The 26,453-nt window shown below is 69.8% G+C and carries 14 protein-coding genes and 2 pseudogenes; 10 read left to right on the top strand and 6 right to left on the bottom strand.

Features of this window, described 5'->3' with window-relative positions; genetic code table 11:
* Positions 1-205: 205 nt before the first annotated feature.
* Positions 206-340 (top strand): annotated as a pseudogene (locus KUA19_RS45275) (transposase); the annotation flags it as partial.
* 145 nt (positions 341-485) lie between these two features.
* A complete protein-coding gene (locus KUA19_RS44365; protein WP_217405596.1) occupies positions 486-3,818 on the top strand; it encodes a S8 family peptidase in 3,333 nt (1,110 codons plus the stop codon).
* Between the two features lie 42 nt (positions 3,819-3,860).
* Here KUA19_RS44365 and KUA19_RS41980 read toward each other — a convergent pair whose 3' ends face one another.
* The 4 genes and pseudogenes from KUA19_RS41980 to KUA19_RS42000 all read right to left on the bottom strand — a co-directional run.
* Positions 3,861-6,605, bottom strand: coding sequence for an AfsR/SARP family transcriptional regulator (locus tag KUA19_RS41980; RefSeq protein ID WP_217405598.1), 2,745 nt, complete (start codon positions 6,603-6,605; stop codon positions 3,861-3,863).
* Between the two features lie 130 nt (positions 6,606-6,735).
* Positions 6,736-7,215: a sigma-70 family RNA polymerase sigma factor gene (locus KUA19_RS41985; protein ID WP_217405599.1), complete on the bottom strand. Its 480-nt coding sequence runs from the start codon at positions 7,213-7,215 to the stop codon at positions 6,736-6,738.
* A gap of 191 nt (positions 7,216-7,406) precedes the next feature.
* Positions 7,407-9,281, bottom strand: a complete 1,875-nt coding sequence (locus KUA19_RS43715) for an AfsR/SARP family transcriptional regulator (protein ID WP_308167963.1) — start codon at positions 9,279-9,281, stop codon at positions 7,407-7,409.
* 120 nt (positions 9,282-9,401) lie between these two features.
* Positions 9,402-9,795, bottom strand: a pseudogene (locus tag KUA19_RS42000) (dihydrofolate reductase family protein); the annotation flags it as partial.
* A gap of 147 nt (positions 9,796-9,942) precedes the next feature.
* On the opposite strand from KUA19_RS42000, the gene KUA19_RS42005 reads away from it, so the two are divergent.
* Positions 9,943-11,244, top strand: coding sequence for a thrombospondin type 3 repeat-containing protein (locus KUA19_RS42005; RefSeq protein ID WP_217405601.1), 1,302 nt, complete (start codon positions 9,943-9,945; stop codon positions 11,242-11,244).
* A gap of 222 nt (positions 11,245-11,466) precedes the next feature.
* Here KUA19_RS42005 and KUA19_RS42010 read toward each other — a convergent pair whose 3' ends face one another.
* Complete coding sequence (locus KUA19_RS42010; protein ID WP_217405626.1) at positions 11,467-11,712, bottom strand: hypothetical protein; 246 nt, start codon at positions 11,710-11,712, stop codon at positions 11,467-11,469.
* 112 nt (positions 11,713-11,824) lie between these two features.
* Here KUA19_RS42010 and KUA19_RS45210 point away from each other — a divergent pair, with 112 nt between their 5' ends.
* Positions 11,825-12,043 carry a hypothetical protein gene (locus KUA19_RS45210; protein WP_254550958.1) on the top strand — a complete coding sequence of 73 codons (219 nt, stop codon included), beginning with the start codon at positions 11,825-11,827 and terminating at the stop codon, positions 12,041-12,043.
* On the top strand, positions 12,033-12,413 hold the full coding sequence (locus KUA19_RS43725) for an HAD domain-containing protein (protein ID WP_254550959.1): 381 nt from the start codon (positions 12,033-12,035) through the stop codon (positions 12,411-12,413). The genes KUA19_RS45210 and KUA19_RS43725 overlap by 11 nt, the downstream gene beginning before the upstream one ends.
* 298 nt (positions 12,414-12,711) lie before the next feature.
* Here KUA19_RS43725 and KUA19_RS44900 read toward each other — a convergent pair whose 3' ends face one another.
* A complete protein-coding gene (locus KUA19_RS44900; RefSeq protein ID WP_217405603.1) occupies positions 12,712-13,446 on the bottom strand; it encodes a recombinase zinc ribbon domain-containing protein in 735 nt (244 codons plus the stop codon).
* A 636-nt stretch (positions 13,447-14,082) separates the two neighbouring features.
* On the opposite strand from KUA19_RS44900, the gene KUA19_RS42025 reads away from it, so the two are divergent.
* The 5 genes from KUA19_RS42025 to KUA19_RS44905 all read left to right on the top strand — a co-directional run bounded on the left by KUA19_RS42025 (position 14,083) and on the right by KUA19_RS44905 (position 26,421).
* The gene (locus KUA19_RS42025; RefSeq protein WP_217405605.1) at positions 14,083-16,353 is read left to right on the top strand and encodes a copper oxidase; all 2,271 of its coding nucleotides are present in this window, start codon (positions 14,083-14,085) and stop codon (positions 16,351-16,353) included.
* A 159-nt stretch (positions 16,354-16,512) separates the two neighbouring features.
* Positions 16,513-17,916 (top strand): multicopper oxidase domain-containing protein, encoded by a 1,404-nt coding sequence (locus tag KUA19_RS42030; RefSeq protein WP_254550960.1) that lies wholly within the window; start codon positions 16,513-16,515, stop codon positions 17,914-17,916.
* 79 nt (positions 17,917-17,995) lie between these two features.
* Positions 17,996-18,778 (top strand): YcnI family protein, encoded by a 783-nt coding sequence (locus KUA19_RS42035; protein ID WP_217405607.1) that lies wholly within the window; start codon positions 17,996-17,998, stop codon positions 18,776-18,778.
* An 83-nt stretch (positions 18,779-18,861) separates the two neighbouring features.
* Positions 18,862-20,571: a copper resistance CopC/CopD family protein gene (locus KUA19_RS42040; protein WP_254550965.1), complete on the top strand. Its 1,710-nt coding sequence runs from the start codon at positions 18,862-18,864 to the stop codon at positions 20,569-20,571.
* Positions 20,572-21,951: 1,380 nt separating this feature from the next.
* Positions 21,952-26,421: a LamG-like jellyroll fold domain-containing protein gene (locus KUA19_RS44905; protein ID WP_217405610.1), complete on the top strand. Its 4,470-nt coding sequence runs from the start codon at positions 21,952-21,954 to the stop codon at positions 26,419-26,421.
* Positions 26,422-26,453 lie beyond the last annotated feature (32 nt).

Here is a 26,453-nt window from a genome sequence, read left to right on the forward strand (position 1 = left end):
GCACGAACTCCCGGTAAATGCGCTGCACCACCGGCGCGGTTGAGGGGTCCGGCTCGAGCCTGTGCAGGCGCCTGCCGTCCGACGCCTTCGCTGGGTTGGGGTGAGGGCCGGCGTCGATGAGGCGGTAGCTCGTCGATCGATGCTGAGCGGGCTGAAGGTCGACGCCTTGGAGGGCTTCAGCACGCCGAGCGTTCGCATCTTCGGCCGCGAGCTCTACCGGTTCTACCGCCGCTGTGCCGAGTCCGGCCTGCCCGAGCTGGAGCGTCTGGCCACCACCGTGCAGACCTGGTGGCCGGAGATCCTGGCGTTCATCCGCACCGGGATCACCAAAGCCGGCTCGCCAGACCGGGGAGTAGACGCCAACGACCGTCCTGAACTGGTTCCGCGCCGGGTGATCTTTGTGATCCAGGTCACGTGAAAGAACTTTTGCCTGCTGTTCACGTCTGGAGCACCCGGATTCCTCTCGTTACCTCCAAGGGAGAATGATGCGGTCAGTTCGCGCGTTATCGGCGCTGGCACTGCTGGTGCTGGGCGTCTCGGCGGCGGCCCCGGGCGGTTCGCCGGCGTCGGCGCAGACCCTGGTGCCCACACCGTCGACCACACCCCCGGTCGCCGCCAAACCCCGGACGGTCACCCTGCTCACCGGCGACACCATCCACGTCAGCACCGTTGACGGCCAGACGGCAGTCACCGTCGTGCCGGGCAAGGGACGGGAACGGATCCCGTTCATCACCCACAGCGCCGGCAAGGACGTCCTGGTCATCCCCGCCGACGCCGTCAGCCTGCTCAACCGGGGCAAGCTCGACGAGCGGCTCTTCGACATCTCGACACTGGTCGGCTTCGGCTACGACGACACCCGGACCGCGCTGCCGCTCATCGTCCAGCACAGCAGCACCACCACCGGTCTCACCGGCGCCCGGACCACCCGGCAGCTCTCCGGGGCCAGCGCCGTCGCCGAGAACCGCGCCGACGCGGTGGCCTTCTGGAACAGCATCACCGCCGCCGACAGCGGCAGCGAGCGGCGCCTGCGGGCCGGGTACGACAAGATCTGGCTCGACGGGCTGCGCCAGCCCACCCTCGACGTCAGCGTCCCGCTGACCGGCGCACCGCAAGCCTGGCAGGCCGGCCTCACCGGAACGGGCGTGAAGATCGGCGTGATCGACACCGGCATCGACCAGACCCACCCGGACCTGGCCGACCGCGTCGCCGCCGCGCAGAACTTCACCACCGACCCCGACACCCTCGACCGGGTCGGCCACGGCACCCACGTCGCCTCCACCATCGCCGGCACCGCCGCCGCGTCACAGGGCCGGTACAAGGGCATGGCACCCGAGGCGACCCTCTACAGCGCCAAGGTCTGCACCCTGGAGGGCTGTCCCGAGTCGGCGATCCTGGCCGGTATGACCTGGGTGGCGCAGCAGGGCGTCAAGGTCGCCAACATGAGCCTCGGCGGCCCGGACAGCCCGGCGACCGACCCGATCGAGGCCGCCCTGGCCGACCTCACCCACCGCTACGGCATCCTGTTCGTCGTCGCCGCGGGCAACTCCGGCCTGGACGGCGAGGCCACCGTGAACTCGCCCGGCAGCGTGACCGAGGCGCTGACCGTCGGCGCGGTGACCAAGACCGGTGAACTAGCCGAGTTCTCCAGCCGCGGCCCGCGCGCGAGCGACGCCGGCATCAAGCCGGACATCACCGCTCCCGGTGTCGGCATCGTCGCCGCCCGCAGCACCACCTCCGACCTGTGGCCCGCCGACGAGAACCCGCAGTACGCCAGCCTGTCCGGCACCTCGATGGCGACCCCGCACGTGGCCGGCGCGGCAGCGCTGCTCTTCCAGCAGCACCCGGACTGGACCCCCGACCGCGTCAAGTCCACGCTGATGGCGGCCGCGCAGCCCAACGCCGCCATCGGCGTCTACGAGCAGGGCGCGGGCTTCCTCGACGTCGCCCGGGCCATCGGGCAGACGGTCACCGCCAGCCCGGTCAGCGTCGCCTTCGACCGCACCGCCACCGCACAGAACAGCACCATCACGTACGCCAACAGCGGCTCCTCGCCCCTCACCCTGGCCGTCTCCCTCGACGCCAAGGACGCCGACGGCGCCCCCGCGCCCGCCGGCCTGTTCAGCCTCAGCGCCTCCTCGGTGACCGTCCCCGCCGGCGGCAGGGCCACCGTGACCGTCACCGTGCAGGCCGGCACGGACCTGCCCGACCGCTACTTCGGCGGCGAGGTCACCGCCACCGGCAGCGGCGCGCAGGTACAGACCCCGGTCGCGCTCGACGTCGCCCGCCACCAGCTGACCCTCGACCTCGTCGGCCCCGACGGCGGCGCACCCACGGCCGAGCAGGGCTGGGTGACCGTCCTGATGGACCTGGACCGGCAGACCCTGCTGGTGCTCGACGACCCGTCGGCCACCCGCTTCCGGGTTCGCGCGGGCCGTTACCTGGTCCAGACCTACCTGCTGACCGGCGACCCGTTCCTGCCGGACATCACCTCGATGGTGCGCCCGACCCTCGACCTGACCAGGGACCAGGCACTCACCGTCGACAGCCGCGCGGCCAAGCCGGTCGAGGTGTCGGTGCCCGACCCGAAGGCGACCCTGGTCTTCCCGGACTCCGGCTGGACGATCCGGACCGAGCAACCGCAGATCTGGGGCAGCAACGACCCGTACGGCGTGCTGATGAACTTCCCCTTCGACCACCTGCGGACCGCGCAGATCGGGACCGGCCGTACGCCCGGCTTCGTCTCCTACGTCCACGGGATCTGGGGCCAGGTCGCCGAGGACGGCAGCCTGCACAACAGCCCGTACGTCTACCGCGTCTACCTGTACGAGCCGCAGAGGATGATGGCCGGTCTCACCCGTAGGCTGCGCGCGGGCGACTTCGCCACGGTCCGCTCCCAGATCAGCGCGGACGTGGCCGGGGTGCCGGTCGCGCGCACCGCGGTCGCCCACGCCCCGGGCAACTCGCCGGTGTACCGCGACGAGCGCAACATCCAGCCCAGCTTCACCTACGACGTGCCCAGCACCATCACCGAGTACTACAACCAGGACAAGCAGACGGTGTGGCAGTCGACCTCGGCCCAGAGCAGGTACACGTACTACCAGTCGGACTGGACCGGCTTCAAGCCCGGGCACACGTACACGGTGAAGTGGGCCAACGCGGTGGTTGGGCCGGTCTACCCACAGCCGAACTTCGGCCAGCAGTACGCCACCCGCTACTGGGGCGACACCATCGGCGGCCCCGGACCGCTGCACGGCGACGGCGCCGGGCACATGGGCTTCCGGCACGTCCGCGGCGGCGACGTCCAGGTGAACCTCTACCGCGACGGGGTCGAGATCGGCGCCGCGAACGAGGTGCCCTACGCGTGGCAGGTGCCCGCGCAGACCGGTGACTACCGGCTGGCCGCGACCTTCCGCAGCGACCCGGCGTTCACCCTGTCGACCGTGGTCGAGGCCGAGTGGACGTTCAAGTCCGGGCACGTGGCAGACGGCGACCTGGTGAAACTGCCGCTGACCGCGATCCGGTACACCCCGGAGCTCGACATCGACAACCGGGCACCCGCCGGCCGGATGTTCGCCATCCCGATCTCCATCGACCGTCAGGTCGGGGCGGCCCGGGGCCGGACCAGGGCCCTGACCGTCGAGGCGTCCTTCGACGACGGCCAGACCTGGCAGAAGCTGCCCGTGCTGCGTATCGGCGAGCAGGCGGTGGCCTGGGTGCGCAACCCGACCGGCACCGGCTTCGTCTCCCTGCGCGCCGCCGCGACCGACAGCGGCGGCAACACGGTCAAGCAGACCATCATCCGCGCCTACCGGTACTGAGGACCGGACCCGGACGCGGCGCCCGCCGGCGCCGCGTCCGGATCACCGCCGCCCGGCCAGCCGGTCGCGGATCTGCCGGGCCATCGGCGAGTCTGTCCCGTCGAGCTCGGCCAGCGCCTCGGCCCACGCCTGCCCGGCCAACGCGGCCTCACCGCTGGCGCTGTGGAAGTCACCGACGGCGACCAGCACCTCCGCGGTGTGATGGGCGGCCCCGGCGCCACGGAAGGTGTCGATCGCCTGCTGCCAGACCGCCATCGCGTGCGGCACGTCGCCGGTCATCGAGTACGTGTGCGCCAGCCACGCCTGGGTGGTGCCCACCCCGTGCAGGTCGCCAAGGGCCTCGAACTGCTCCTGCGCCTGCGTGAACATGCCCAGCGCCTCGGAGTGCCGGCCGAGCCGACCCTGCGCCCGCGCGACGGCCAGCAGCGCGGTGGTGGCGCCCCGCACATTGCCCTCGGCGTCGAACAGCGCCCGCGCCGCCTCCGCATGCCCGATCGCTTCGCGATAACGCCTCTGGTGCAGCCGGATCTCGGCGATGTTGTTCTCGACATGGCCCTGCTCCGTACGCAGGCCGAGCCGGTCGAGGATCGCCCCCGCGTGCTGCAGGTGCGACAACCCGCGGTCCAGCTCGGCCAGGTAGTAGCAGGCGCCCGCGAGGCTGCGGTGCAGCAGCGCCTGGGCCGCCGGATCGTCACCGGCCGCAGCCAGGCCGGCGCCCGCCACCGCCGCCCACTGCTTGAACTGCGCGGTGTCCTGGAAGAAGTTCTGCATCGCCAACGCGATCCGCCAAGCCGTACGAGGACGACCGCGCTGCCCGGCCCGCGCGACGATGTCGGTCAGCACCCGCTGCTCGGCGGCGAACCAGGCCATCGCGTCCGTCCTGCCCGTGAACCCGCGCCCGGTGACCCCGTGCCCGGACGGCTCTGGCCGCGGCAGCGGCACCTGCGGCAGCACGTGCAGATGCGCCGCGTACGCACTCAGCTGGTAATAGTCGTAGACACGAGCCACGGCGGCGTCCCGCTCGGCCGCGTCGTCATGCTCCTCACCCAGCTCCATGGCGTAGGCGCGCAACAGGTCGTGCATCCGCCACCGACCGTTGCCCGGCTGGACCAGCATCTGCGCGCCCAACTCGGCGAGCAGCCCACGGGCGCAGCGCGGCGGCAGTCCGCACAGCGCGGCCGCGGCCTCCGTGCTCAGCTCCGCCGCCGGATGCAGGGGCAGCAGCCGGAACAGCCAGGCAGCCTCGGGCGTCAGGGCCCGGTAGGACCAGGAGAAGATCGCTTCCAGGTCGGCGTACGCGTCACCGAAGCCGGCCAGCCGACCGTCGGCCCCGGCCAGCTCACCGACGACCGCGGGCAGGCTGAGCCCCGGCCGGCCGACACTGCGGGTGGCGACCAGCGCCAGCGCCAGCGGCAGCCGCCCACACCGCGCGATGATCTCGCCGACCGCGGCCGGGTCGGCGGCCACCGCGTCACCCAGCCGACGCATCAGCAGCTCGCGGGCCTCGGCGTCGGTCAGCAGGTCGAGGTGCAGCGCGTGCGCACCCGCGGCACCGCTGATGCGGCGGCGGCTGGTGGCGATGACGAGGCTGCCACCGGTACCGGGCAGCAGGTGCCGGATCTGGTCCCAGTCGCGGCAGTTGTCGAGCAGGATCAGCATCCGGCGCTCGGCCAGGATGCTGCGGTAGAGACCGGCCTGGGCGTGCAGCTCAGCCGGGATCGCGGCCGGAGCGACCCCGAGCGACCACAGGAAGCCGCGCAGCGCCTCCGACGGCGTCATCACCGAGTCGCCGGAGTCGAAACCGCGCAGGTCGGCGTGCAGCTGCCCGTCGGGGTAGCGGGCGGTCAACCGGTGGGCCAGGTGCACCGCGAGTGTGGTCTTACCGACGCCCGGCATCCCGTCGATGACCAGCGCCGCGGTCCGCGGATCGCCCACCAGCAGCCCCTCCGCGGCGGCGATGACGTCGCGGCGGCCGGAGAAGAAGGGATGGTCGGGCGGCAGCTGCGCGGGCGCCTCGGCCCGGGCCGGTACGGCAGCGTCGTGGTCGAGCAGGCTGGCCCGGGCCGCGCGCAGCTCGACGCCCGGCCGGATACCGAGCTCATCGGCGAGCCGGTGCTCGATGTCGGCGTAGGCGGCCAGCGCCTCGGCCCGCCGACCGTCCGCGGCGAGCGCGAGCAGCAGCCGCGCCTGCAGCGCCTCGTCCAGGGGCTCGTGCTCGGCGGCCATTCGGATCGCCGGCAGCACCCCGTGGATGCCCCCGTCCCGCAGCGCGGCGTCGGTCGCCGCCCGGACGGCCGTGAACCACTCGCCGTCGACCGCCGCGAACTCCGGATGCGTCCGGCCGTCGGCGTGCAGGCCCGAGGCGCACCGGTCCCGCCACAGCGCCAGCGCCTGCCGGTACAGCTCGACGGCCGGCTCGCCGGAACTGCTACCGGCCAGTGCGACCAGGCGCCGGAAACGGAGCAGGTCCAGCGACTCGCTGTCGACCCGTAGCCGGTATTCGCAACCGTCGCGGACCAGCACCGTGCCCGCTGCCCGTACCGGCAGACCCGGTTCGAAGCGGCGCCGGAGCATCCCGACGTGCCGGTGCACCACGTTGACCGCGCTGGGTGGAGGGTCGGCCTCCCAGAGCAGGTCGATGAACTCGGCGACGCTGACCGCGCCGCCGCCCCGGGCGAGCAGCAGCGCGAGGATCAGCCGCTGCTGCCGGGTGCCGAGGTCGATCTCGGATTTTCCGCGCCAGGCCCGCACCGGGCCGAGGACGGCGAAGGAGAGCGGGCCGGTCATCTTGCGATCCAGGTGGGGCAGGTGGTCACGATCGCCGTAGCGTGGCACGGCTCGTGACGCGTGACCAGCGGGCCTTGCGCTGCTGTGAACTAACGCTCAGGGTGGGAACCGCAGGCCGGTGCCGCTCGTCTCAGGCCGCTTTGAGGCTGGTCCGCAACGCGCACAGCGCATGGTGGGTCCGGGACTTCACCGTGCCGACCGGCATGCCCAACCGGCCCGCCACCTCCTGCTGCGACCGACCGACCAGGTACACCTCGCGCAGCAGCCTGCGTTGCGCCGGACTCAGCCGTCCGAGCGCCTGCCGGATCGTGTGCGACGCCAGCGCGGTGCCGGTGGTGTCGTCATCGGCGGGAATCCAGGTCATGTCGAGCAGATGGACCTCGGCCGGGCGGTTGAGCCGCAGCCGTACGCCGTCGATGACCAGCCGCCGGGCGACGGTGAGCAGCCACCGGCGAGCCGCGTCGGTCTCGGTCGGCACCGCGTCGAGGTGCCGCCAGGCCCGCAGCATCGTCTCCTGCAGCAGGTCCTCGGCGGTCTGCCGCTGACCGTGCGTCAGCACGAGCAGCACGCGCAGCAGGGCAGCGGCGTGGTCGGCGTGCAGCGCGGTCATGCGCTCAGCCGGGGCGGCGGCTGATTCATCGGGTGCCAGCAGCACGATGTTCCCCCACAGGCAGGTGCGACGGGTGAGTGAGACACGAGCCTAGGGATCATGGATGCGATTGGACTGACGTATAAGTGCGGATTTAGTGCCGTCACCATCCGCAATCGGTCACTGATGCGAGGTGACCGCCGACGCGGCTGCTACCTGACGGCCCGGTGCAAATGCAGACAGCGCAGCCGCGCGGCGGCCCGCTCGGCCGGGCTGTCGTGGTATTCGCCCAGCTCTGCGGCATAAGCCAGCAGCAGGACGTGGGTGCGATAACGACCCGGCGCGTCCTCGCTGACCAGATGTGCGCGGCTCAGCTCACCCAGCAGCACCCGCGCAACGCGCAGCGCGACGCCCGCCAGCGCCGCCGCCCCGGCGACCGAGACGTCGGGGCCGGGCAGCAGCGGCAGCAGCCGGAAGAGCCGGGCAGCCGGAGCCGACAGCGCCCGGTAGGACCACGAGAAGCCGGCACGCAGGCCGGTCTGCGGGTCGTCGCTGCCGAAGCCGTCGAGGCTACCGGGTGCCTGGGCCAGATCGGCCGCGAGCTGCGCCAATGGCGTCGGCGGCAGGCTCACCGCGCGGGCGGCCGCCACCGCCAGCGCCAGCGGCAGCCGCCCGCAGCCGGTGACGACGGCGTCGACCGCAGCCGGATCCGCCGCGACGCGGCCCGCGCCCAGCAGCCCCGACAGCATCGCCCGGGCCTCACCGACGCTTGGCAGGCCGACCGGCAGCGGATGAGCGCCGACCGTGGTCAGCAGGGCGCTCAGTCGGCTGCGGCTGGTGACGATCACCAGACAGCCGGCGCTGCCCGGCAGCAGGTGCCGGATCTGTTCGGCGTCGCGGCAGTTGTCCAACACGACCAGCACACGCCGACCCGCCAGCCTGCTGCGGTACATGCCCGCCTGAGCGTGCAGCTCCACGGGAATGCTGTCCTGGGACACCCCGAGCGACCCGAGGAAACCACGCAGCGCCTCAGCCGGGCTCATCACCGGGCCCCACCCGTCGTAGCCGCGAAGGTCGACGTAGAGCTGTCCGTCGGGGTAGTCCGCGGCGAACTCGTGGGCGAGGCGGACGGCCAAGGCGGTCTTGCCGATCCCGGGCATGCCGTCGATCGCCAGCACCGTCGGCCCGCCCGGACGCGCGACCGCCGCGCGGGCCCCGGCGATGAGATCGTCCCGGCCGGTGAAAGAGGGCAGGTCCGGCGGGAGCTGCGCGGGCCGGGGCAATAGGGGCGACTCGGTACGCTCCGGCCGGGTGCGCTGGTGCAGCAGCCGGTCGTACGCCTCCCGCAGCTCCTCACCCGGCTCGACGCCCAGGTCCTCAGTCAGCCGACGCCGCACCACCCGGTACATCTCGACGGCTTCAGCCTGGCGGCCGTCGGCGGCCAGCGCCAGCAGCAACCGGCTCTGCAGCGACTCGTCGAGCGGATGCTGCTCGGCGACCTGCCGCAATGGCGCCAGCACCGCGCCCAGCCGACCGCAACGCTCGGCCGCGTCGGCGGCCTCGCGAACAGCCTGGGCGCGCTCGGCCTCCACGGCCAGGAACGCCGGATGCAGACGGGAAGCCGGTTCCAGACCCGCCGCACACCGACCACGCCACAGCCGCAGCCCGTCGAGGGAATGCCGCAGCGCCGACTCCGGGTCGCCGTCCTGCAGGCGCCGGCTCGCCAGCCGACTCAGTGACCGGAACCTCAGCAGGTCAAGGGACTCCTCATCGGCGCGCAGCCGATAGCCCGACAGCTCCCGCAGGATGTGCCGCCCGGCCGCCCGGGTGGGCAGGCCGGGTTCGAGCAGCCGCCGCAGCACCCCGATATGGCGGTGCACGACGTTCACGGAGTTCACCGGAGCCTCCTCGTCCCAGAGCAGGCTGACCAGCTCGTCCAGGGAGACCGGTGAACCCGCCCTGGCCAGCAGCAACGCCAGCACCAGACGCTGCTGGCGGGCCCCCAGCGGCAGCTCGGCACCGGCGCGGACCACCCGGATCGAACCCAGCACGCAGAAGCCGACCGTCTCGCCCGCCTCCGCTCGCACACCGGCAACGGTAACCGGCCGATCCTCCGTGACCAGCACCGCACCGGCGAACCCCGACCGCCGACCCTGCTCGACGGTGGTCTCGAACCTCGCCCGGCGTCTCCCCGAAGGCGCACTCATGGGCTCACCGCCCTGGTACAGCGTCGGGCCAGTGGCTGGCGATCCTGGGGTGGACGAGCAGCTTGTACTCGTCGATCTGGTCCAGCCGGTCGAGCTCGGTCGCGAGCTTGCCGCTTCCCAGGAGGACCCCGGCCGGGGTCGCGTCCTTGAGCTTCTGCACGCCCTCGCGCAGATCGCCGGCGATGTGGTGGCTGTTGGTCCACGGGAAGTCCTTGCGCGTCGACGACACCACGTACTTGGGTTTGGCCTCCAGCTTGACCGCCCACTCGCGCATGGCCGGCGGGGCTTCCTCGTCGCCGCGGGCGACGGCCGGCCAGTAGCTCTCCATCATCTCGTAGGTGACGCGACCCCACAGCATCGCCCCGCCCTCGTCCATGAGACGGGTGAAGTAGGCGCGTGCCACGAGCTGAGTTAAGGGCGCGAACCAGGGGTAACCGCAGACAGTCGGGCTGTTCACTGGCGGATGGACGACAGCGGATGGCGCGGCCGCAAGTCCGGTGCCATCGTTTGCGCCATGGCCCGCACGATGCTCAGAGTATCCATGGCAGCCGGCCTCGCCGGTGTGCTCGCGATGGGCGGCGCTGTCCGCGCCCAAGCCGCCGAGGAGCCGCGTCCGAAATATCAGACGCTGCGCCTGTGCGACCCGACCGGCTGCTACGTCGCGTGGACCGTCGTCGACTCAGACAACGACGGCGTATGTGACGCCGACGAGATCCAGGCCGGCACCGATCCTGCCGACCCAAGAAGCCGGCCCGGGCTGGACCTCATCGCGGAACTGCTGCTCGACCGGAAACTGCCGTCCTTTGAGTACGGCCTGGCCAGCCTGATCGCATTCCCGGCCGAGATCATGGAGTTGCGCGAGAAGCTCGGCGTCGACCCGCTGGGCGCGTTCCCGCTGCACAAACGCGGCGACGCGCTGACCCGGCTCGGCATCTCCGGCGAGCTGATGGCCAAGATGGGCATCTCGCCCGACAGCGGCTTCTCGCTCGGCCTCGACCACCCGACGCCGGGCGCGTCGACGTTTGAGCCTCGGATCGCCGGGATCGGCCAAAGCCTGCTCAGCGCCGGCGACAAGAACGACCACGCGGCCCGGGGCGGGGTGATCGGCTCTTCGACGGACCCCAAGACCGGCGACCGCACCACGTACTTCAACGACGGCTCCAGGGACCTGACGATGAAGATCGAGCAGGGCTACATCACCGGGACCATCAACGCCGACGGCACCTCCGGCAACAACACGGTCAAGATCGCCGACAGCTGGGAGGAGGACGGCTTCCTCGTCGTGGTTACAGCGGAGACCACCACCAACCCCGCCGGCACCGTGCTGACGTCCACCACGACCGAGTCGCTGATCTACCCGGAGGGGCAGGTCACCACCGAGACCGTCAAGACGGAGAACACCCTCGACGCCGACGGCAACATCATCGGTGTCACCAAGACCGTGACGAACGAATACAGGTCGAAGAACGGCGAGGTCACCTCCACCACCACGACCACGTCATGCGACGCCAGTGGATCGCACTGCGCCTCGAAGGAGCACTACATCGACCCGGAATACGCCTACGGCAACATGGTCAGCCAGGAATACATCGACAACGTGCTGCGCACCCGCGGCGCCGCCGTCACGGTCGTCGAAGGCTGGACCGCCCCGGTGTCCGACGACGGCGCCGGCAACCCGCAGGACCCTGGCACCATCATGCTGGTCGACGAGTCGTACGGCGAGGTGTTCCTGCTCGTCGAGCCGAGGGTCGTCACGGCGCAGCCCGAGGTCCACCCCGGACTGCCCAACCCCCGCGACGGCTGGAACGGTCCGCCGCCCGGCGGCTGCGAAGGGCTCTGCTGAACTACGACGCTGAAATCAACCGAGGTCGCCGACACACCAGCCGGCGGCCTCGCCTCGTACATCGGGCCTTTGGTCCCATCGACGTGGAGCGTGCCGGCCGGGTCGTCGGCGAGCAGAGAGCGAGCCCGGCGCGGGCCCGGTCGCGTACCTGCTTGACCCAGTCGCTGGTACGAAGCACCAGGAAAGGTACGAGTTCTGCTGCTGGCTTGGCCAGCATCTGCGCTACCGCTGCTTCGCGCACGCGGGCCCGTCACCGTGGGTGCTGGCCAGTGCCAGCCCGACGATCAGACCAATATCATCAAAGACGATGACTTCGCCTGCGCCGCCTGCGGTGGAAACCTTCCGCAGGACTGGAACGTGTCGCGTTGGGCGTGACCTGTCACCGAACTGAACTGAGACGGATCGACGGTGGATGACCGGACGCGGGAACTCCTCGATGCAGCCGTTCGCGAGCAGCTTGATGCCCATGGGCGAGTTCTGCCGCCGTGGCGGGCGTACCCGGATATCGAGCGGTACAGCATCGGCTGGCGCATGGGCTACGGCGAATGGCACCTGGTGGCACTGGTGGGAGTCCGCCGGCATGGACGAGGAGGCAAGTATCGCGTTCTTCCGGGCTGACGAACCACCGCACGAGTGGCTGGACTGGGCCGCGGACCATATCTGGCCGGATGAGGACTTCGGTGAGGCGGTCGTGCGCCGCCCGGCCGAACACGGGATCGGTGTGCGTCCGCTGTTGTTCCTCGACATGGATGGGACGCTCTTGCCCGTTCGCTGGCGCCGCTCGGCAGATGGACGATGATGCCAACCCGCTGCTGGCCGGGCTCGACCCCGAACACGGCCGTCGCCTGGCCGCGTTGTCTTGCGACTTGGTTTGGGCCACGACCTGGATGGCCGAGGCGAACGAGGTGCTCGCGCCGCGGCTCGGCTTGCCTCAGTTGCCCATCGTCGTCTGGCCGGACGAGGATGACGACACCGGTCGGCTGCACTGGAAGACGCGCAGCCTCGTCGAGTGGGCCGCGGGACGCCTGTTCGTATGGGTCGACGATGAGATCACCGACGCCGACCGGAAGTGGGTGGCAACGAACTACGGCGCTCCGGCCCTCCTGCATCGCGTGGACCCACGCTCGGCCTCACCGTCGCGGACTACCACGCCATCGCTCAATGGGTGAAGGAGGAAGGCTCTGCAGTGTAACCCCTGTAGGGTGACCAAATGGGCACCGCGGACTGCGGTGGATACGCTCTATGCAGACCTAAAACAGGAGCGAAGAGGGGGAGAAGAGCCCACAAATTTATAAGGGCTGGCAAGGCGGGCGCCCCCAGGAGCTGCTCCACCGTGAAGTGTCGAGACCCGGAACGCCGCCGCGAGCAGGCGCTAGATCAACTGGATCGACGTTGACAGCGTCGGACCTGGTTGGGTTTTGGTTTGTGCTGCCCCTCGGACACGCTAATCCCCGCGAGGCATTCGTCTTAGACGATGCCTCGCTCTTGCTTGTTCTGCTGGTTGCGCTGCCGCGGGGCTCGCCTCTCGCGTTTCGCGGCTTTGGTGGGCGTACTTATGGTGATCGACTTAGTCTGATCGGGCTCGAGCCAGGCGCTCGCCGTGTGGCATTCGATCATCATGTTCTGGGCGCGCAGGAACGCGATCAACTCGACCGTGTTCCGGTTCTGCTGCAGCCTCGCGATGTCCTCCTTGATCCCGGCGTCGCGGCTGGTGAGTGTGCGCATCTGGGCGAGGATCCGGCCGATGATGACGTCCTCGCGTAGGTAGAGGTTCCTGGCCTGACGCATTCCGGCGGTGTGGGCGCTGGTGTGGCCATGGCGGCAGCGGTAGGCGGGGTTGCCGTGGCTGGACTGCGGGTCCATGCTGCGTCCGCAAGCCCCGCAGCGCAGCAACCCGACCAGCAGGTAGGTGTGGCTTCCGTCGACTGGCTGCGTCCGAGCGGAGATCTTCTGGGCCGCGACGAAGTCGACCTCGGTCACGAGTGCCTCATGGGCTGGCTTGTCGGAGATCGCCCACCCTTGGGACGGTGCCAGCTTCCGCACCCCGGCGACGCCAGGGATGATGCCGTCGGTGGGGTAGCGGTGGTGCGCTGCCGGTTCCACGCCTGGCGGCCGGGTGTAGCGCGGGTTGGCCACGATCGCCGCTACCGTACGCTGCCGCCACGCGATGCCGGGGCGGTGCGGGTTGCGCTTGCGGTCCACCTTCGACGGGCACGGTACGCCCACTATGACAACCGAGCTGCAGTTGTCACCTGAACAGGGCGTGAGATAGACGCACGCTACAGGGCGATCTGCGTGCAGGACCAGGCGTGATCGATTTCGCCGAGGATGAGCCTGGACTCGTACGACACCGGCTCGCCCTCGGCGCACACCGACTCGATGGACGGGCGGCGGTTGCCGCACACGGCCTCCCGGCGCGCCCGACGGGCGACGGTTGAACCAGGTAGCCCGGGAAAGGGGGGTGGCCGCCGCCTATTCGGGTAAATATACAACCCGCATGAAGGGTGGACTGCGCCGGCACGTACGTGAATATTGTTTTATCGAGAGCTGCTCCGCAGGTGGACGCCGCGTCGAGCCGCTCTCTGGCAATTCTCTCCGGCGCATTGTGAGCGCCGTGAAGCATCGTTTCCGCGGGAGCACGATGACGCTTACCGTGTTGGGCGCATGCCGTAACGGCAGCTTTTCCTGGGCGCGCCCCCATGTTAATACGGCATCGATTTCGTATTCATGGGTTCCGATTTACGGGGCTCGCCCTGACATCGGGTCAGGGCTCCTCCTTACCCAGGAGAGAACATGCACGTCGAAGACCCTCCATCCGACCGTCGCCGAATCCGGCGCGTGCGCAGACGTCGGCTCGCCGTCGGTACGGCCCTGGCCGTGGCCCTGGCCTTCCTCGGCTTCAGTCCGGTGCCCTCGTCGGCGTCGGGCGCCGGCGCCGGTCCGCTGCCGATTCAGTTCAAGCTCACCGACAACAACGGGTCGTGGTACGACACCGGCCTCACGCTGTTCGGCACCAAGTCACTCGGTGTCGCGGTACTGCCCCGGACCGGGCTGAGTTCGTTGCCGCTGGACGTGAACGGCCTTCTCAACAACACCGGCGTATCGGCCCTGCTGCAGAACCTGCCGCTGGGCACGGTGTTGGGCGGCCTGCCCGGCGGGAGCAACCCGCTAGTCAATCTGGACACGCTCACCAACGCGGTGGACCTGTCCGGCGGCCTGCTCGGCTTCCTCAACCCGAACGTGCAGAAGGCCAAGCAGGACATCAACGCCCTGGTCACGCAACTGCAGAACGCGCCGGCAGACGTCCCCCTCAACCTGGGCACGCTTCCAGTCGGCATCGACCTGATGAACCAGCTGGCGGCCCTGCAGGCGTTGTCGACGCCGAACCTGAGCCTGTCGCCGAACGCCCAGTTCCATGTCGGCGCACCGGACGCGGCGGCGACGCACACCGTGACGAGCCTGATCTACCCCTACGGATCCCAACCGATCGATCAGACGAGCGCGTTCGCCGGTGACGTGAGCAAGCAGCTCACCGAACCCGGGCTCTACGCCTGGGTGTGCAAGGTGCACCCGTACATGCTGGGTGCGGTGGTCGTCGACGACCCGCTGACCCCCGGGCTCGACTTCGGTCGCAAGCTCGTCGTCAACGCCCGCGGCGGCAACCTCGTCGTGCCGAGCAACTCCAACATCGTCCAGCAGCTGGTCCAGAAGTTCTTCCGGCTCACCTCACCCGGCAACTGGCAGACCTTCAGCAACACGGTCTCCAAGCACTGGGACCCCACCTACCCTCCCGCACCGATCCTGATGTACGACGCGGCGGAGTCTCCGGTGCTCGTCCCGAACCTGGACGCCTACTACCAGTCCCTGTTCACCGAGGGCGTCGACCTGCCCGCGCTGACGCAGCGGCCGGCCGTACCCGGCGTGGGCGAGGTGTGGATCGACGCGCAGATGGCCATGACGGCAGGCAAGACCAAACCGGGCGTCGCCACGAAGATCGACGTCCAGAACTGGACGGTCGCACGGACCGTGGCGCTGCCGCAGATCAACATGAACAACCCGCACAACATGTGGACGGACCGCAACGGCAACTTCATCTACCAGACGGAATGGTTCTCCGACCGCCTGACCGTGTTCGACCGGCGTACCGGCGCGCTCGTCCGTACGCTGCAGGTCGGTCCGGATCCGTCCCATGTGATGACCAGGGTCGACACCGATCAGCTGCATATCGCGATCAACGGCGGTAATCAGGTGGTCGAGGTCGCACCGGGCGGCACCGGCATCGAACGGCGGCTGATGACCCAGTTCGCCGGAGAGAAGCCGGCCCATCCGCACGCGCACTGGATGAGCGCGGACGGCCGCAAGATGATCACACCCAATACCAACAACAACGACGCGGCGATCTTCCAGGACCTCACGCAGACCAGTGGGGACATGACCAAGGGAGCCACCGGCCAACTGCCCATCGCCACGAGCATGACGCCCGACAGTTCGAAGGCGTACGTGGCCAACTTCCTGGGCCAGACCGTCTCGTGCGTGTCGCTGGCCGCCAACGCCTGCCACAGCGATGCCGGCACACTGGTCAACAACAAGGCCATCGACCTGTGGGCTACGTACGACCCGGTCACCGGGGCCAATTCGGGAGCGTTCGGCGGACTGCCGATCCAGCTTCCGACCAGCCCCGACGGCCAGGCGGTGCTGGTCGCGAACACTCTCACCAGCAATATCGCGGTCATCGACCCGGACACGGACAAGGTGGTCAAGTACCTGCCGTGCGACTCGGGTTGCCACGGCATCAACTTCGGCGCCAAGCAGGGCGGCGGCTACTACGCCTACGTCTCCAGCAAGTTCGCCAACAGCGTGGCCGTCATCGACGCCGATCCCAACGGCGACGGCAATCCGGCCGATGCCGCGATCGTAGGCAAGTTCGTCCTCGACCAGGCGCCCGGCACCGCCAACGACGACCCGGTGGTCGCGTACAACGGCATGGGCGGCCAGGGCGTCTTCGCCTACCCGATCGTCTACAACGGCTGGGTCCAGAACGCTCCGGCCGAGGTGGCAAGCCAGCTGACCTGTCGTCAGCTCAACCCCATCAACCCCGAAGCCTGCTGATGTCCCTGCCTGTTCGCCTCCCGGCGAACCCGGCGGGGGAGGGACCGCATCGCACGCGGTCCCTCCCCCGATCCGGGGTTGTCGCCCCCATCGAGGCTACACCCGGTGCGAAAGCACCGGATCGGCTCACCTCGCTGACCGCACACGTGGAGTCCGCCCATGTCTGATCCGAACCCCCTCGACCGGCGGCTGGCCAGCCGCCTTCGTACCGCGCTGGATCGCACGCAGCCGCGCACCCGCCGCACCGTAGCGGCCGCGGCGACGGCGTTCGCCGTCATCGTCGGGAGCCTGGTGATGGTCGCCGCCAACACCGCCTACGCCGCCAACCACACCGTCACGGTGCAGGGCTTCGCCTTCAGCCCGGCGAGCCTCACCGTGGCAGTCGGCGACAGCGTCACCTGGGTCAACCAGGAGACCGACGGCACCAGTCACACGGTCAGCGCCGACGGCGGCGCCTTCAGTTCGGGCAACCTCGCCCCCGGCGGAACCTTCACCTTCACCTTCGCCACCGCCGGAACGTTCGCCTACCACTGCACCCTGCATCCGTTCATGACCGGCACCATCATCGTCACCAGCACACCGACCAGCCCGAGCCCCACGCCGAGCACGGCCGCCTCACCGTCGCCATCACGGTCGGCATCACCACCACCGTCCACGTCGCCGCCCCCGTCACCGTCGGCGTCGGCGAGCGGCGCCCCGTCCCCCTCGGCGTCGCCCAGCGGGCCGCTGCCCTGCGCGAACCCGACCGTCGGAGCCGCCCAGAACGACGGCACCCGGCTCGCGACGTTCACCACCGCGGCCGACGGCACGAAGGTCTTCCTGCTGTGTATGGCCCCGGTTTCGTGGGAGGTCAAGCCAGGGGACGTCAGACCGGCATACGCCTTCAACGGCATCATCCCCGGGCCCACCATCAAGATCAACGAAGGAGACAAGGTACGCGTCGTCGTCGAGAACCAGCTACCCGAGCACACCGGATTGCATTGGCACGGGATGCAGCTGCCCAACGACCAGGACGGGGTGCCGCATCTCACCCAGCCGCCGATCATGCCCGGCGAGGTCTACACCTACCAGTGGACGGCGGTCAGCACCGGCACCCACTGGTACCACACCCACATGGGCGGCACCCAGGTAGGCAAGGGCCTGTACGGGGCCCTGCTGGTCACACCCACCCTCGGCGACATCGCCGCGGACAAGCACTACACGCTGGAGATCGGTGACGGCGCCAACGGCTTCACCCTCAACGGCAAGTCCTACCCGGCCACCGTGCCGCTCACCGCGAAGGTGAACCAGCGCGTCCACATCAGGCTCATCGGCACCGGGCCGGAGATGCTGCACCCGATACATCTGCACGGCATGACGTTCCAGGTGGTCGCTCAGGACGGCAACAAGCTGACCACGCCATACATCGCCGACACGCTCACCGTGGCGGTCGGCCAGACCTACGACATCGTCGCCCAACCCAAGGTCACCGGAACCTGGCTGCTGCACTGCCACATCTTCTCGCACGCCGAGGGCCCGAACGGGATGACCGGCCTGGTCACGACCCTCGAGGTGACCGCGTAACACCCTGCGGCCGTGCCGGCTCCCGGCCGGCACGGCCGCAGCTCCTGCTGCGCCCAAGACCCATTCCGGAGTGTGATACATGCCGTCGCGACCCACCTTCGTGTCCCGCCTGCTCGTCAGAGCCACCGTCGTGGCATCGGCCGCCGCCGCCGCCGTACTGCTGCACGGTTCACCGTCCGCCGCACATGTGACGGTGACCCCGTCGACCGCCACAGCCGGCGGCTACGGCACCTTTTCCTTCAAGGTTCCCAACGAACGCCCGACCGCGTCGACTACCCGACTGGAGGTCGTGTTCCCCGCCGACCACCCGGTCACCGGGGTCTCGGTCCGGCCGATGCCGGGCTGGACCATCACCGTGAACCGGCAACCGGGCGCCACCGCGACTCCCACCGGCGGCGAGCCCGCCGCAGCCCAGCCCGTGACCTCGATCATCTGGCAGGACAGCGCCATCGGCCCGGGAGAGTTCCAGACATTCGACATTTCCGTCGGACCACTGCCCAAGTCGACGACGACCTTGATGTTCAAGGCGCTGCAGACATACTCCGACGGTGAGGTCGTGCGCTGGATCGACCCGCCCGCCGCGGCCGGAGCGCCGCGGCCGGAACATCCCGCCCCTGCGGTGACCGTGGCGACCTCCGCCGGGCCGGCCGCCGCGGTGGCCGATCCCGTCGGCCGAGTGCTGGGTTGGACGGGGGTCGGTCTCGGGCTCCTGGCACTGCTGCTCGCGGTCGCCCCGCTGCGGCGACGGGGCGGGCCCGTGCCCTCCTCCTCCGCCGACAGCGGTTCCGGCGGACCGGCGCAGGTGAACGGGCGTCGCCTCGCCGTGCCGGCCGGCGCGAAATCACGAGCAGGGCAGTCCTGATGACGGCGGCGTCCCCAGCGCGATACCGGTCCTGGCGGCTCGCCATGGTCCTGGCAGCGGTGCTCCTCGGTGCGGTCCCCGTGATGTGGCCGGCACCCGCGTGGGCACACGCGTATCTGGTGGCCACCGTGCCCGCCAACGGCGCCGTGCTGGCGACGTCGCCCGAACAGGTGGTGCTGCAGTTCAGCGAGCAGGTCTCGGTCGGTCTTGGCGAGGTCCGCCTGCTCGACGCCTCCGGCGCGGTCATCGCGACGCAGGCGCCTGTCCAGCCGCCGGGCGATCCTACGACGATCGTCGTCGGCATCCCCGGCAGGCTCGCGTCGGGCGTGCACACCGTCGCCTGGCGGGCGCTGTCGGCCGACACCCATCCGGTCGAGGGGGCCTTCGCGTTCACCGTCGGCGCAGGGGGACCGGCCGCGGCCTCGCCTGCGAAGGGCGCCGCGCCGCAGGCCGGCCGGGGAGTGACCGATCTGGTGTACACGCTGGCCCGGTGGTCCGCCTTCGCCATGCTGGCGCTGGTCGGTGGAGCCACGCTGTTCACGGCATGGCTATGGCCGGCGGGTGTCCGATACCGCCGGGTGCGGCGCATGCTGTGGGGCGGATGGGCGGCGCTGGCGGGCAGCACGCTGCTGTGCCTGCTGTGCTACGCGGCATCGGCACGCGGCGTGGGGCTCGACGCGGCGCTGGACGCGGGCCTGCTGTGGCAGATCCTGCAGACGAGGGCGGGCACGGCGCTGGCTGTGCGGCTCATCCTGCTCGTGCTCCTCATCCCTGTGCTGGTAGCGCTGGTCAGGCACGCCCGGGAGCGCAAGCCCCGCGTACGCCGGCTCGCCGTGGCCGGCGTGCTGGCCGTGGACACGGCGTTGGCGGCCACGTGGAGCATCGCCACCCACAGCAGTGTCGGCACGGACGCATCGCTCGCGGTCTCGATGGATGTCGTCCATCTGGTCGCCATGAGCGTGTGGATCGGCGGGCTCGCCGTGCTCGCCGGCGCGCTGCTTCCCGCACGCGACGTCGCCGCCCTGCGAACCGCCGTTCCGGTGTTCTCCCGGGTCGCGGTCGCGTGTGTGGGGCTGCTGGTGCTGACCGGCGTCTACGCCGGATGGCGGCAGGTGCGGTCGGTGCCCGCGCTCGGCGGCACGACCTACGGCCACCTCCTGCTGGCGAAGCTGGGACTGGTGGTACTGCTCGTCGCGCTCGGCGCTGCGGCCAGGTCCTGGGTCCGCCGGAACTACGCCGCCGATCGCGCCGACCCCGGCACGCACGGCGCGCGGAAGGGCCCCGATGCGGAGCAGGTCTTCCGGCTGCGCCGGCAGACGGTCGTCGAGACCGTGGTCGCGATCGCGGTGCTGGGGCTGTCGAGCATGCTCGTGACGACCCAGCCGGCCGCGGTTGCGCTTGCCGCCGCGCGGACTGCGACCGCCGGGCGCCCCTCAGCCCCCGGCGCGGCTCCGACTCCGGCGTCGGCGCCGTTCCGCGCGGGCTCGGTGAGCGGCTCGGTCGTCCTGGAGCTGCAGCCGGCGCAGGTGGGCCGTGCCGTGCTGCACCTGTCGGTGTTGGACGACGCGGGCGATCCGCGAGACGTGCCACAGGTGCGCGTCACGCTCAGCCTGGCGGAGCCGACAGTCGGTCCGATGCCGGTTGACATGGGCGCAGGCCAGCTCGGTCACTACGCGGCACTCGCCACGCTGCCCCTGCCGGGCCGGTGGGACGTCGCGGTGACCGTGCGGACCTCGGAGGTGGACCAGACCACCGTGCACATCCCCGTGGAGGTGCAGGCCGCCTCGGGCTGACCGTCCCACGAGCCGGGGACGCACCGCGCCCCCGGCTCGTACCGCTGTTCCCGTCGCAGTCAGCCGCCTCTCCATGCCTGCGTTCGTGGCGGCGCAGGCCTGCGCGTCGCCAGTGGCCGTCGCCGCCGAGACCGCGATCGAAGATGAGTTGAGTTCGCCCTGAGCCACCGCGGCAGCGGACCGCTACTTGCTGCGACCTATTCGGCTGGGGGCATAGGAAGCGCGCGGCGGCCGGCTCGTCTTCTCGCTCGGCTCGGGTCAGGCCAGCCACTGGTGTCGCAGTCAGGCCGAATCTAGGCCGTCAGAGGCCGCCTTGAGTCGGCCAACGATGACCGACGACGCCAGAGTCTACCCAGGTCACGATCGGTGACCGGCGGTCCTTGCAGCCCCGTTCGACCCGCCTCACCTGTACTTGAGGAACCGCTGTAGCTGCCGGGCGCCGTCCCTAAGCCGTTGGAATGTGGACTGGGCCGTCGTGGAGCCGTCAAGCGATGACCAACGACGACGGCTGGCGACCGAGGACGCGGGACGTATCGGCAGCTCACAGCGGGTGATGTCGGTCCTGATATGGCGGGCGACGGACGAGTCGACCTGTACGCCGGAGACAGTGGTACTGCCCTCCAAGGCGGCGGTGGCGATGGCACCCCACGGGCCGACCGCGACGATCGCGGTCACCATCGCCGCGATCCGCACCATCCCCGTAGCCGACGCGCCCTTGTGCTGCGGTCGAACACGGCACTCCTCGCGAGAGCGTCTCGGTCGAATCACGACCGACGCCAACCAAGATCGCACCTGGAGGAATCCTTCGATGTCCCGGCGAGGGTTCGGCAGATCGCATCCGGATGACGACGCCCTTAATAGGGGCTCGGCAATGGGTCAATCGGCGATGAATGGGGGCCGGTCCCCCAGAACCGCCGGAATCCCCTACACAGCAACGCCAATAGCCCAGTTCTGGCCGGGCATCCAGGCGCTCGTCGCTCACCGCGCTGCCATCGAGCGATCGAAATTACTCGATCTTATCGCGGGCTTAGCTGCACTTGCGACCGCGGTCGGGGATGCGTACCCCGGGCGCCGTGCCCGGGCACGATTTGCCGCCCCCCGCGCGTACGAAAGCACTGCTTTACTGTGCGCCAACGGGGTGAGGGTCACCCCGTATCCAGGAACGGGGTTCTCATGGTTTCATTGCGAAACCGCGACGCCGTCACATCCAGGGCATCGGTCGCCCTCGCCCTCGCCGCATTGGCGGCCGGCGTGGTCGGGCCGGCAATTCCGGCCTATGCCGCTGGTGCTTCCACCGCTCCTCCGGCTGCCGCACCGTCGCATCAGCTGACCCCCGGTGAAGCGCTGACGCAGGCTCGGCGTACCGGCAAGGCTGTCGAGGTGCCCGGCTCGACGACCGAGACACAGGTGGTGACCGCGCTGCCCGCCGGCCGGTTGCGGATCACGACGTCGCTGGTTCCGGTCCGCAAGTACACCTCCGGCCAATGGCTAGACCTCGACGCGACCCTGCGCCGCAACGCCGATGGCTCGATCTCACCAACTCGGTCCACATCCGAGCTACGGCTGTCGGGCGGCGGCTCTGGCCCACTGGCTACGATGGCCGCACGGGGCCACTCGCTTGGCCTGAGCCTCCCGATGGCGCTGCCCGTACCCACGCTGGCCGGCGACACCGCCACCTATGCCGGCGTGCTGCCCGGCGTGGATCTGGTCATACGCGCCGACCGCCAGGGCGGCTTCTCTCAGGTACTCGTGGTACGCGATGCGGTCGCCGCGGCCAATCCGGCGCTCGCGTCGCTGACCATGAGCACCACCGGCGATGCGAAGATCACCGCGCACGCGGACGGTTCCCTCGACGCCGTCGACCACCGGGGGCGACCTGTTTTCACGGCAGGCGTACCCGTGATGTGGGACTCGACGGCGTCGGACCGGGCGACGGCGCCCGACCTGCGAACGGGCCGACCCCTGGACGTGGCAACCGGTATGGTCGCGGTGTCGGACGCGCGCGGGCCTGGTGTGGCGGCGCGACAAGCGCGAGTGGGTGTGTCGGTGTCGGCCGCCGGAGTACGCCTCGCGCCGGATGCGGCGATGCTGTCGGGCAAGGGCATCGCCTTCCCGCTATTCATCGACCCGACCTGGACGCCGGTGAGCCCGACCCGGTCAGCGTGGGCAACGGTGTCGCACTCGTACCCGGGCAGCTTCTACTGGAACAACACGCCCGACCCCGACGGCCATCTCCAGGTCGGCAACTCCAACGAGGCGCTGCTGCCCAACGGCATCTGGTCGCGGTCGTTCCTGAATTTCGCGATCCCGGTGTCCACATTGCAGGGCGCGACGATCAACACGGCGGTCCTCAACATGACCCAGGTGCACGCCTGGTCCTGTACGCCGTCCACGGTGAACCTGTACGCCCCGGCGGCGACGCTGACCTCCGGCAACGCCTCCTGGAACTCGTGGAACGGTGTCAGCCTCGGAAGCGTGGTGGATGCCAAGTCGGAGGCCCATGGCCGCAGCGGATGCCCGGCCGCCGGCGTGTCCTTCAACGTGCTGGGACCGATCACATCGGCGGTCTCGGCCGGCAAGACCACGCAGACGTTCACCCTGACCGGTGTGAACGAGTCATCGGACTTCAACTCCTACAAGGAGTTCGACCTCAACACCGTGGCGATGACCGTCGAGTACAACCACCCACCGAACACTCCCGGCGCCGCCCAGCTGACCACCAGCCCACCGACCTCGTGCCTGAAGAGTCCGCCCGACGTGGTGGGCCTGGGCAACGTATCGCTCTATGGCCAGGTCAGCGACCCGCAGGCGAGCAACATCCTGGGCGTCGAGTTCCAGCTGTGGCGCAGTGACAACCCCGCGACGATCGTCGCCAGCTCCGACCCGAATCTGCTGACGGTCGCCTCCGGTGGTACCGCGGTGCGTGTCGTGGACGCAGCGACTCTGACAGCGGCGGCCAACGCTCCGGTGACGGAGTTCTCCTGGAAGGTACGCGCCAAGGACAGCATCGTCTACGGAGGCTGGTCGCCGGTCTGCAAGTTCCAGTTCGACCAGAGTGTGCTGGGCGCGCCCAACGTGCCCGAGATCGCCGAGAACACCACGACGATCGGCCAGCCCAAGACGATCACCGTCACGAAACCGAACGGCACCACTATTCCGAGTGGCTACCTGGTTCAGCTCAACGGCGGTGCACCGAGTTCGGCAACGGCGGACGCCTCCGGCAGCGCCTCCATCACCTTCACGCCGACGCGCCATACCAACGTGCTCAGCGTCGTGGGCGTCTCGCCTGGCGGCAACGTCGGCAACTCGGCGCAGCGCATCTTCGTCTCCAACCCGGGACCGGCCATGCCCGATGGCGACCTCACCGGCGACAGTGTGGCCGACCTCCTGGCGGTGGGCGCCAAGAACGGCCTCCCGTCCGGGCTGTGGCTGGCGAACGGCCGCAAAACCGGGCAGGTTACACCGACCGCCGCCAACATCGGCGTACGTGGCATCGGGCTGGGTAAGCACGACGACCAGACCGACTACGACGACGCGATCGCGCTGACCGGGCACTTCTTCGGCTCCGGACAGCAGGACGTGCTCGTCTACCTGCCCACCGGATACCGCAGCGACGGGTCCAACGCCGGGGGCGGCTCGCTCATCGAAGGCCGCGGCGACGGCTCCATCCTCGACCCGATCAACCAGTCCACGATCAGCGCCGGGCTGTTCGAGTTCGGCGACGGCAGCCCGCGGCAGCTGGCCAACGCGGGGAACACTACCGGGCGCGGGCTGGCCTACCCCGACCTGATCGGGATCGTCGGCACCGGCGCGACGTCTTATCTGGACTATTACCCCAATAACAACATGGTCGGCGGATGGGGCGCAGGCGAGGACCGCCTCGCGGTCGCGCCGCCATCGGGCGTCTGGTCCGACTGGACGATCGCCACCGCCGAGGTGGCCGGCGCCACATCGCTGTACCTGTGGCGCAAGGACACCGGCGCGCTCTACCTCTGGAAAGGGCTGACCCATACGATGGGCTATACGGCCCTCGGCTACACCGAGTATGCCATCGCGACCAGCGGCTGGAACACCGCCACGGATCTGGCCCTGTCCGCCGGTGACATCGACGGCGACGGCGACCCCGATCTGTGGACCGTCCAGGCCAACGCCGCCCTGACGAGCTACCTGGTGACGATCAGCGGCACGACGGCCACCCTGGCCGCACAGGCGGCTCAGGGTCTGACGACGGCCAAACACCTCTGGTCTTTGGCGGACGCCCCGCCGCAGATGGGTACGGTCACCATCGCCCACGACCAGGTCGGCACGGCCCATTTCACCGGCACCAGCGGCGCTGTCTGGAACACCGGTGATCTGTTCAGCCCGGACGTCAAGCTCGACGGGGCGTCTGGCGTGCTCACCGCTGCCGGAGGAGGGGTGGCCACGAACGCTGACTTCAGCCTCTCCGTCTGGGTCAAACCGACCGTTGGCAGCGGGACGGTGCTGTCGCAGGACGGGACGAACACCGCCGGCTTCCGGCTGTGGCCCGAGCTATCCGACAAGACCTGGCGCTTCGCCATGGCCACCTCGGACACCGCCGGCGCAGCGCAGGACACTGTGATCGGTCCGCTCAACAGCGTGCAGTACGGCGTATGGACCTATGTCACGGTCACCTACAAGGCGTCCACCGGCTACATGCGGCTCTACATCAACGGTTCGCACGCCGCGACCGCGAAGCACACCGCCTCGTGGAACGCGACCGGAGCCTTCACCGTGGGCCGCCACAAGACCGCAGCGAGCACCTACGCCGGGTACTTCTCCGGCCAGGTAGCCCAGGTCCAGACCTGGAACCAGCAGCTCGACCCGTTCACGGACGCCAGCGGCGGCACCGTTGCCAACCGGAGCACCGCGGTCGTCTTCGACCCGAACAACAACAACATCGAGCTGTACTACAACTCCGCGGGCACCCTCTACGAGCTATACAAGGTCCCCGCAGGCAACTGGTACATCTCCAACCTGGGCACCCCCGTCACGACTACGCCGACCGCGCTGTATGACCCGAACAACCACTACATGGAGGTCTACTACAACGCGGGCGGCGCGCTGAAGGAGAAGGCATGGGATCCGGGCGGCACCGGCTGGACCGGCGTCGCCAACCTGGCCGGAACCATGACGGGCAGCCCAACGGCGATCAACGACCCGTCCACTACGGCTCAGGAGATCTACTTCGCCGACGGCGGCGTGCTGAAGGAGCAGTACTGGACCCCGGCCACCGGGTTTTCGGGTGTCACCCAGGTCGGGACGCTGCTCACCGGCGTACCGTCCGTCATCTACAACGCTGCCAAGACGCGGATCGAGGTCTACTACAACTCCGATGGCGTACTGGCCTCGTCCTCGTGGACTGCCGCGAGCGGCTGGACCACCCGGTACATCGGCGGCGTCATCGAAGGTAGCCCCACGGCCGTGTACAACGCCGCCACCGGCAACGTCACGGTCCTGTTCAACTCGGCCGGCAAGCTGTCCGAGCAGTTCCTGACCGGGTCGACCGGCATCTGGTCCGGGCCGCGCACCATCGGCGGCGTCCTGCAAGGCAGCCCTTCGGCGGCGTACAACCCCAGCAGCGGCGCGATCGACGTGTACTTCAAGTCCGGCAGCTATGTGGGCGAGCAGCTATGGTCGGGCGGTACGTGGTCGGCGCCGAGGGTGTCCGGCAGTACGATCACCAATAGCCCGACCGCGAGCTACAACCCGAACATCACCTCCGTCGAGGCGTATTTCAGCTCCGGCGGGTTGATGGGCGAGAAGCACTGGAACGCCGCGAGCGGTGTCTGGGCAACGGGGCTGGTCCTCGGCGGCACCGTGGTCAGTTGACACGGCAACGGTAAGGCGGGCCGCCGTCGCCG

It is taken from the genome of Catellatospora tritici (assembly GCF_019083965.1).
Classification (GTDB): Bacteria; Actinomycetota; Actinomycetes; order Mycobacteriales; family Micromonosporaceae; genus Catellatospora; species Catellatospora tritici.

Excerpts from the sequence above, each read along its gene's own strand:
- KUA19_RS45210 (WP_254550958.1), top strand. The coding sequence starts at position 11,825 with ATGGACGAGGAGGCAAGTATCGCGTTCTTCCGGGCTGACGAACCACCG.
- KUA19_RS42030 (WP_254550960.1), top strand. The coding sequence starts at position 16,513 with ATGTCTGATCCGAACCCCCTCGACCGGCGGCTGGCCAGCCGCCTTCGT.
- KUA19_RS41980 (WP_217405598.1), bottom strand. The coding sequence starts at position 6,605 with ATGACCGGCCCGCTCTCCTTCGCCGTCCTCGGCCCGGTGCGGGCCTGG.
- KUA19_RS44365 (WP_217405596.1), top strand. The coding sequence starts at position 486 with ATGCGGTCAGTTCGCGCGTTATCGGCGCTGGCACTGCTGGTGCTGGGC.
- KUA19_RS42040 (WP_254550965.1), top strand. The coding sequence starts at position 18,862 with ATGTGGCCGGCACCCGCGTGGGCACACGCGTATCTGGTGGCCACCGTG.
- KUA19_RS42010 (WP_217405626.1), bottom strand. The coding sequence starts at position 11,712 with ATGGGCATCAAGCTGCTCGCGAACGGCTGCATCGAGGAGTTCCCGCGT.
- KUA19_RS41985 (WP_217405599.1), bottom strand. The coding sequence starts at position 7,215 with ATGACCGCGCTGCACGCCGACCACGCCGCTGCCCTGCTGCGCGTGCTG.
- KUA19_RS43725 (WP_254550959.1), top strand. The coding sequence starts at position 12,033 with ATGGACGATGATGCCAACCCGCTGCTGGCCGGGCTCGACCCCGAACAC.
- KUA19_RS42005 (WP_217405601.1), top strand. The coding sequence starts at position 9,943 with ATGGCAGCCGGCCTCGCCGGTGTGCTCGCGATGGGCGGCGCTGTCCGC.
- KUA19_RS42035 (WP_217405607.1), top strand. The coding sequence starts at position 17,996 with ATGCCGTCGCGACCCACCTTCGTGTCCCGCCTGCTCGTCAGAGCCACC.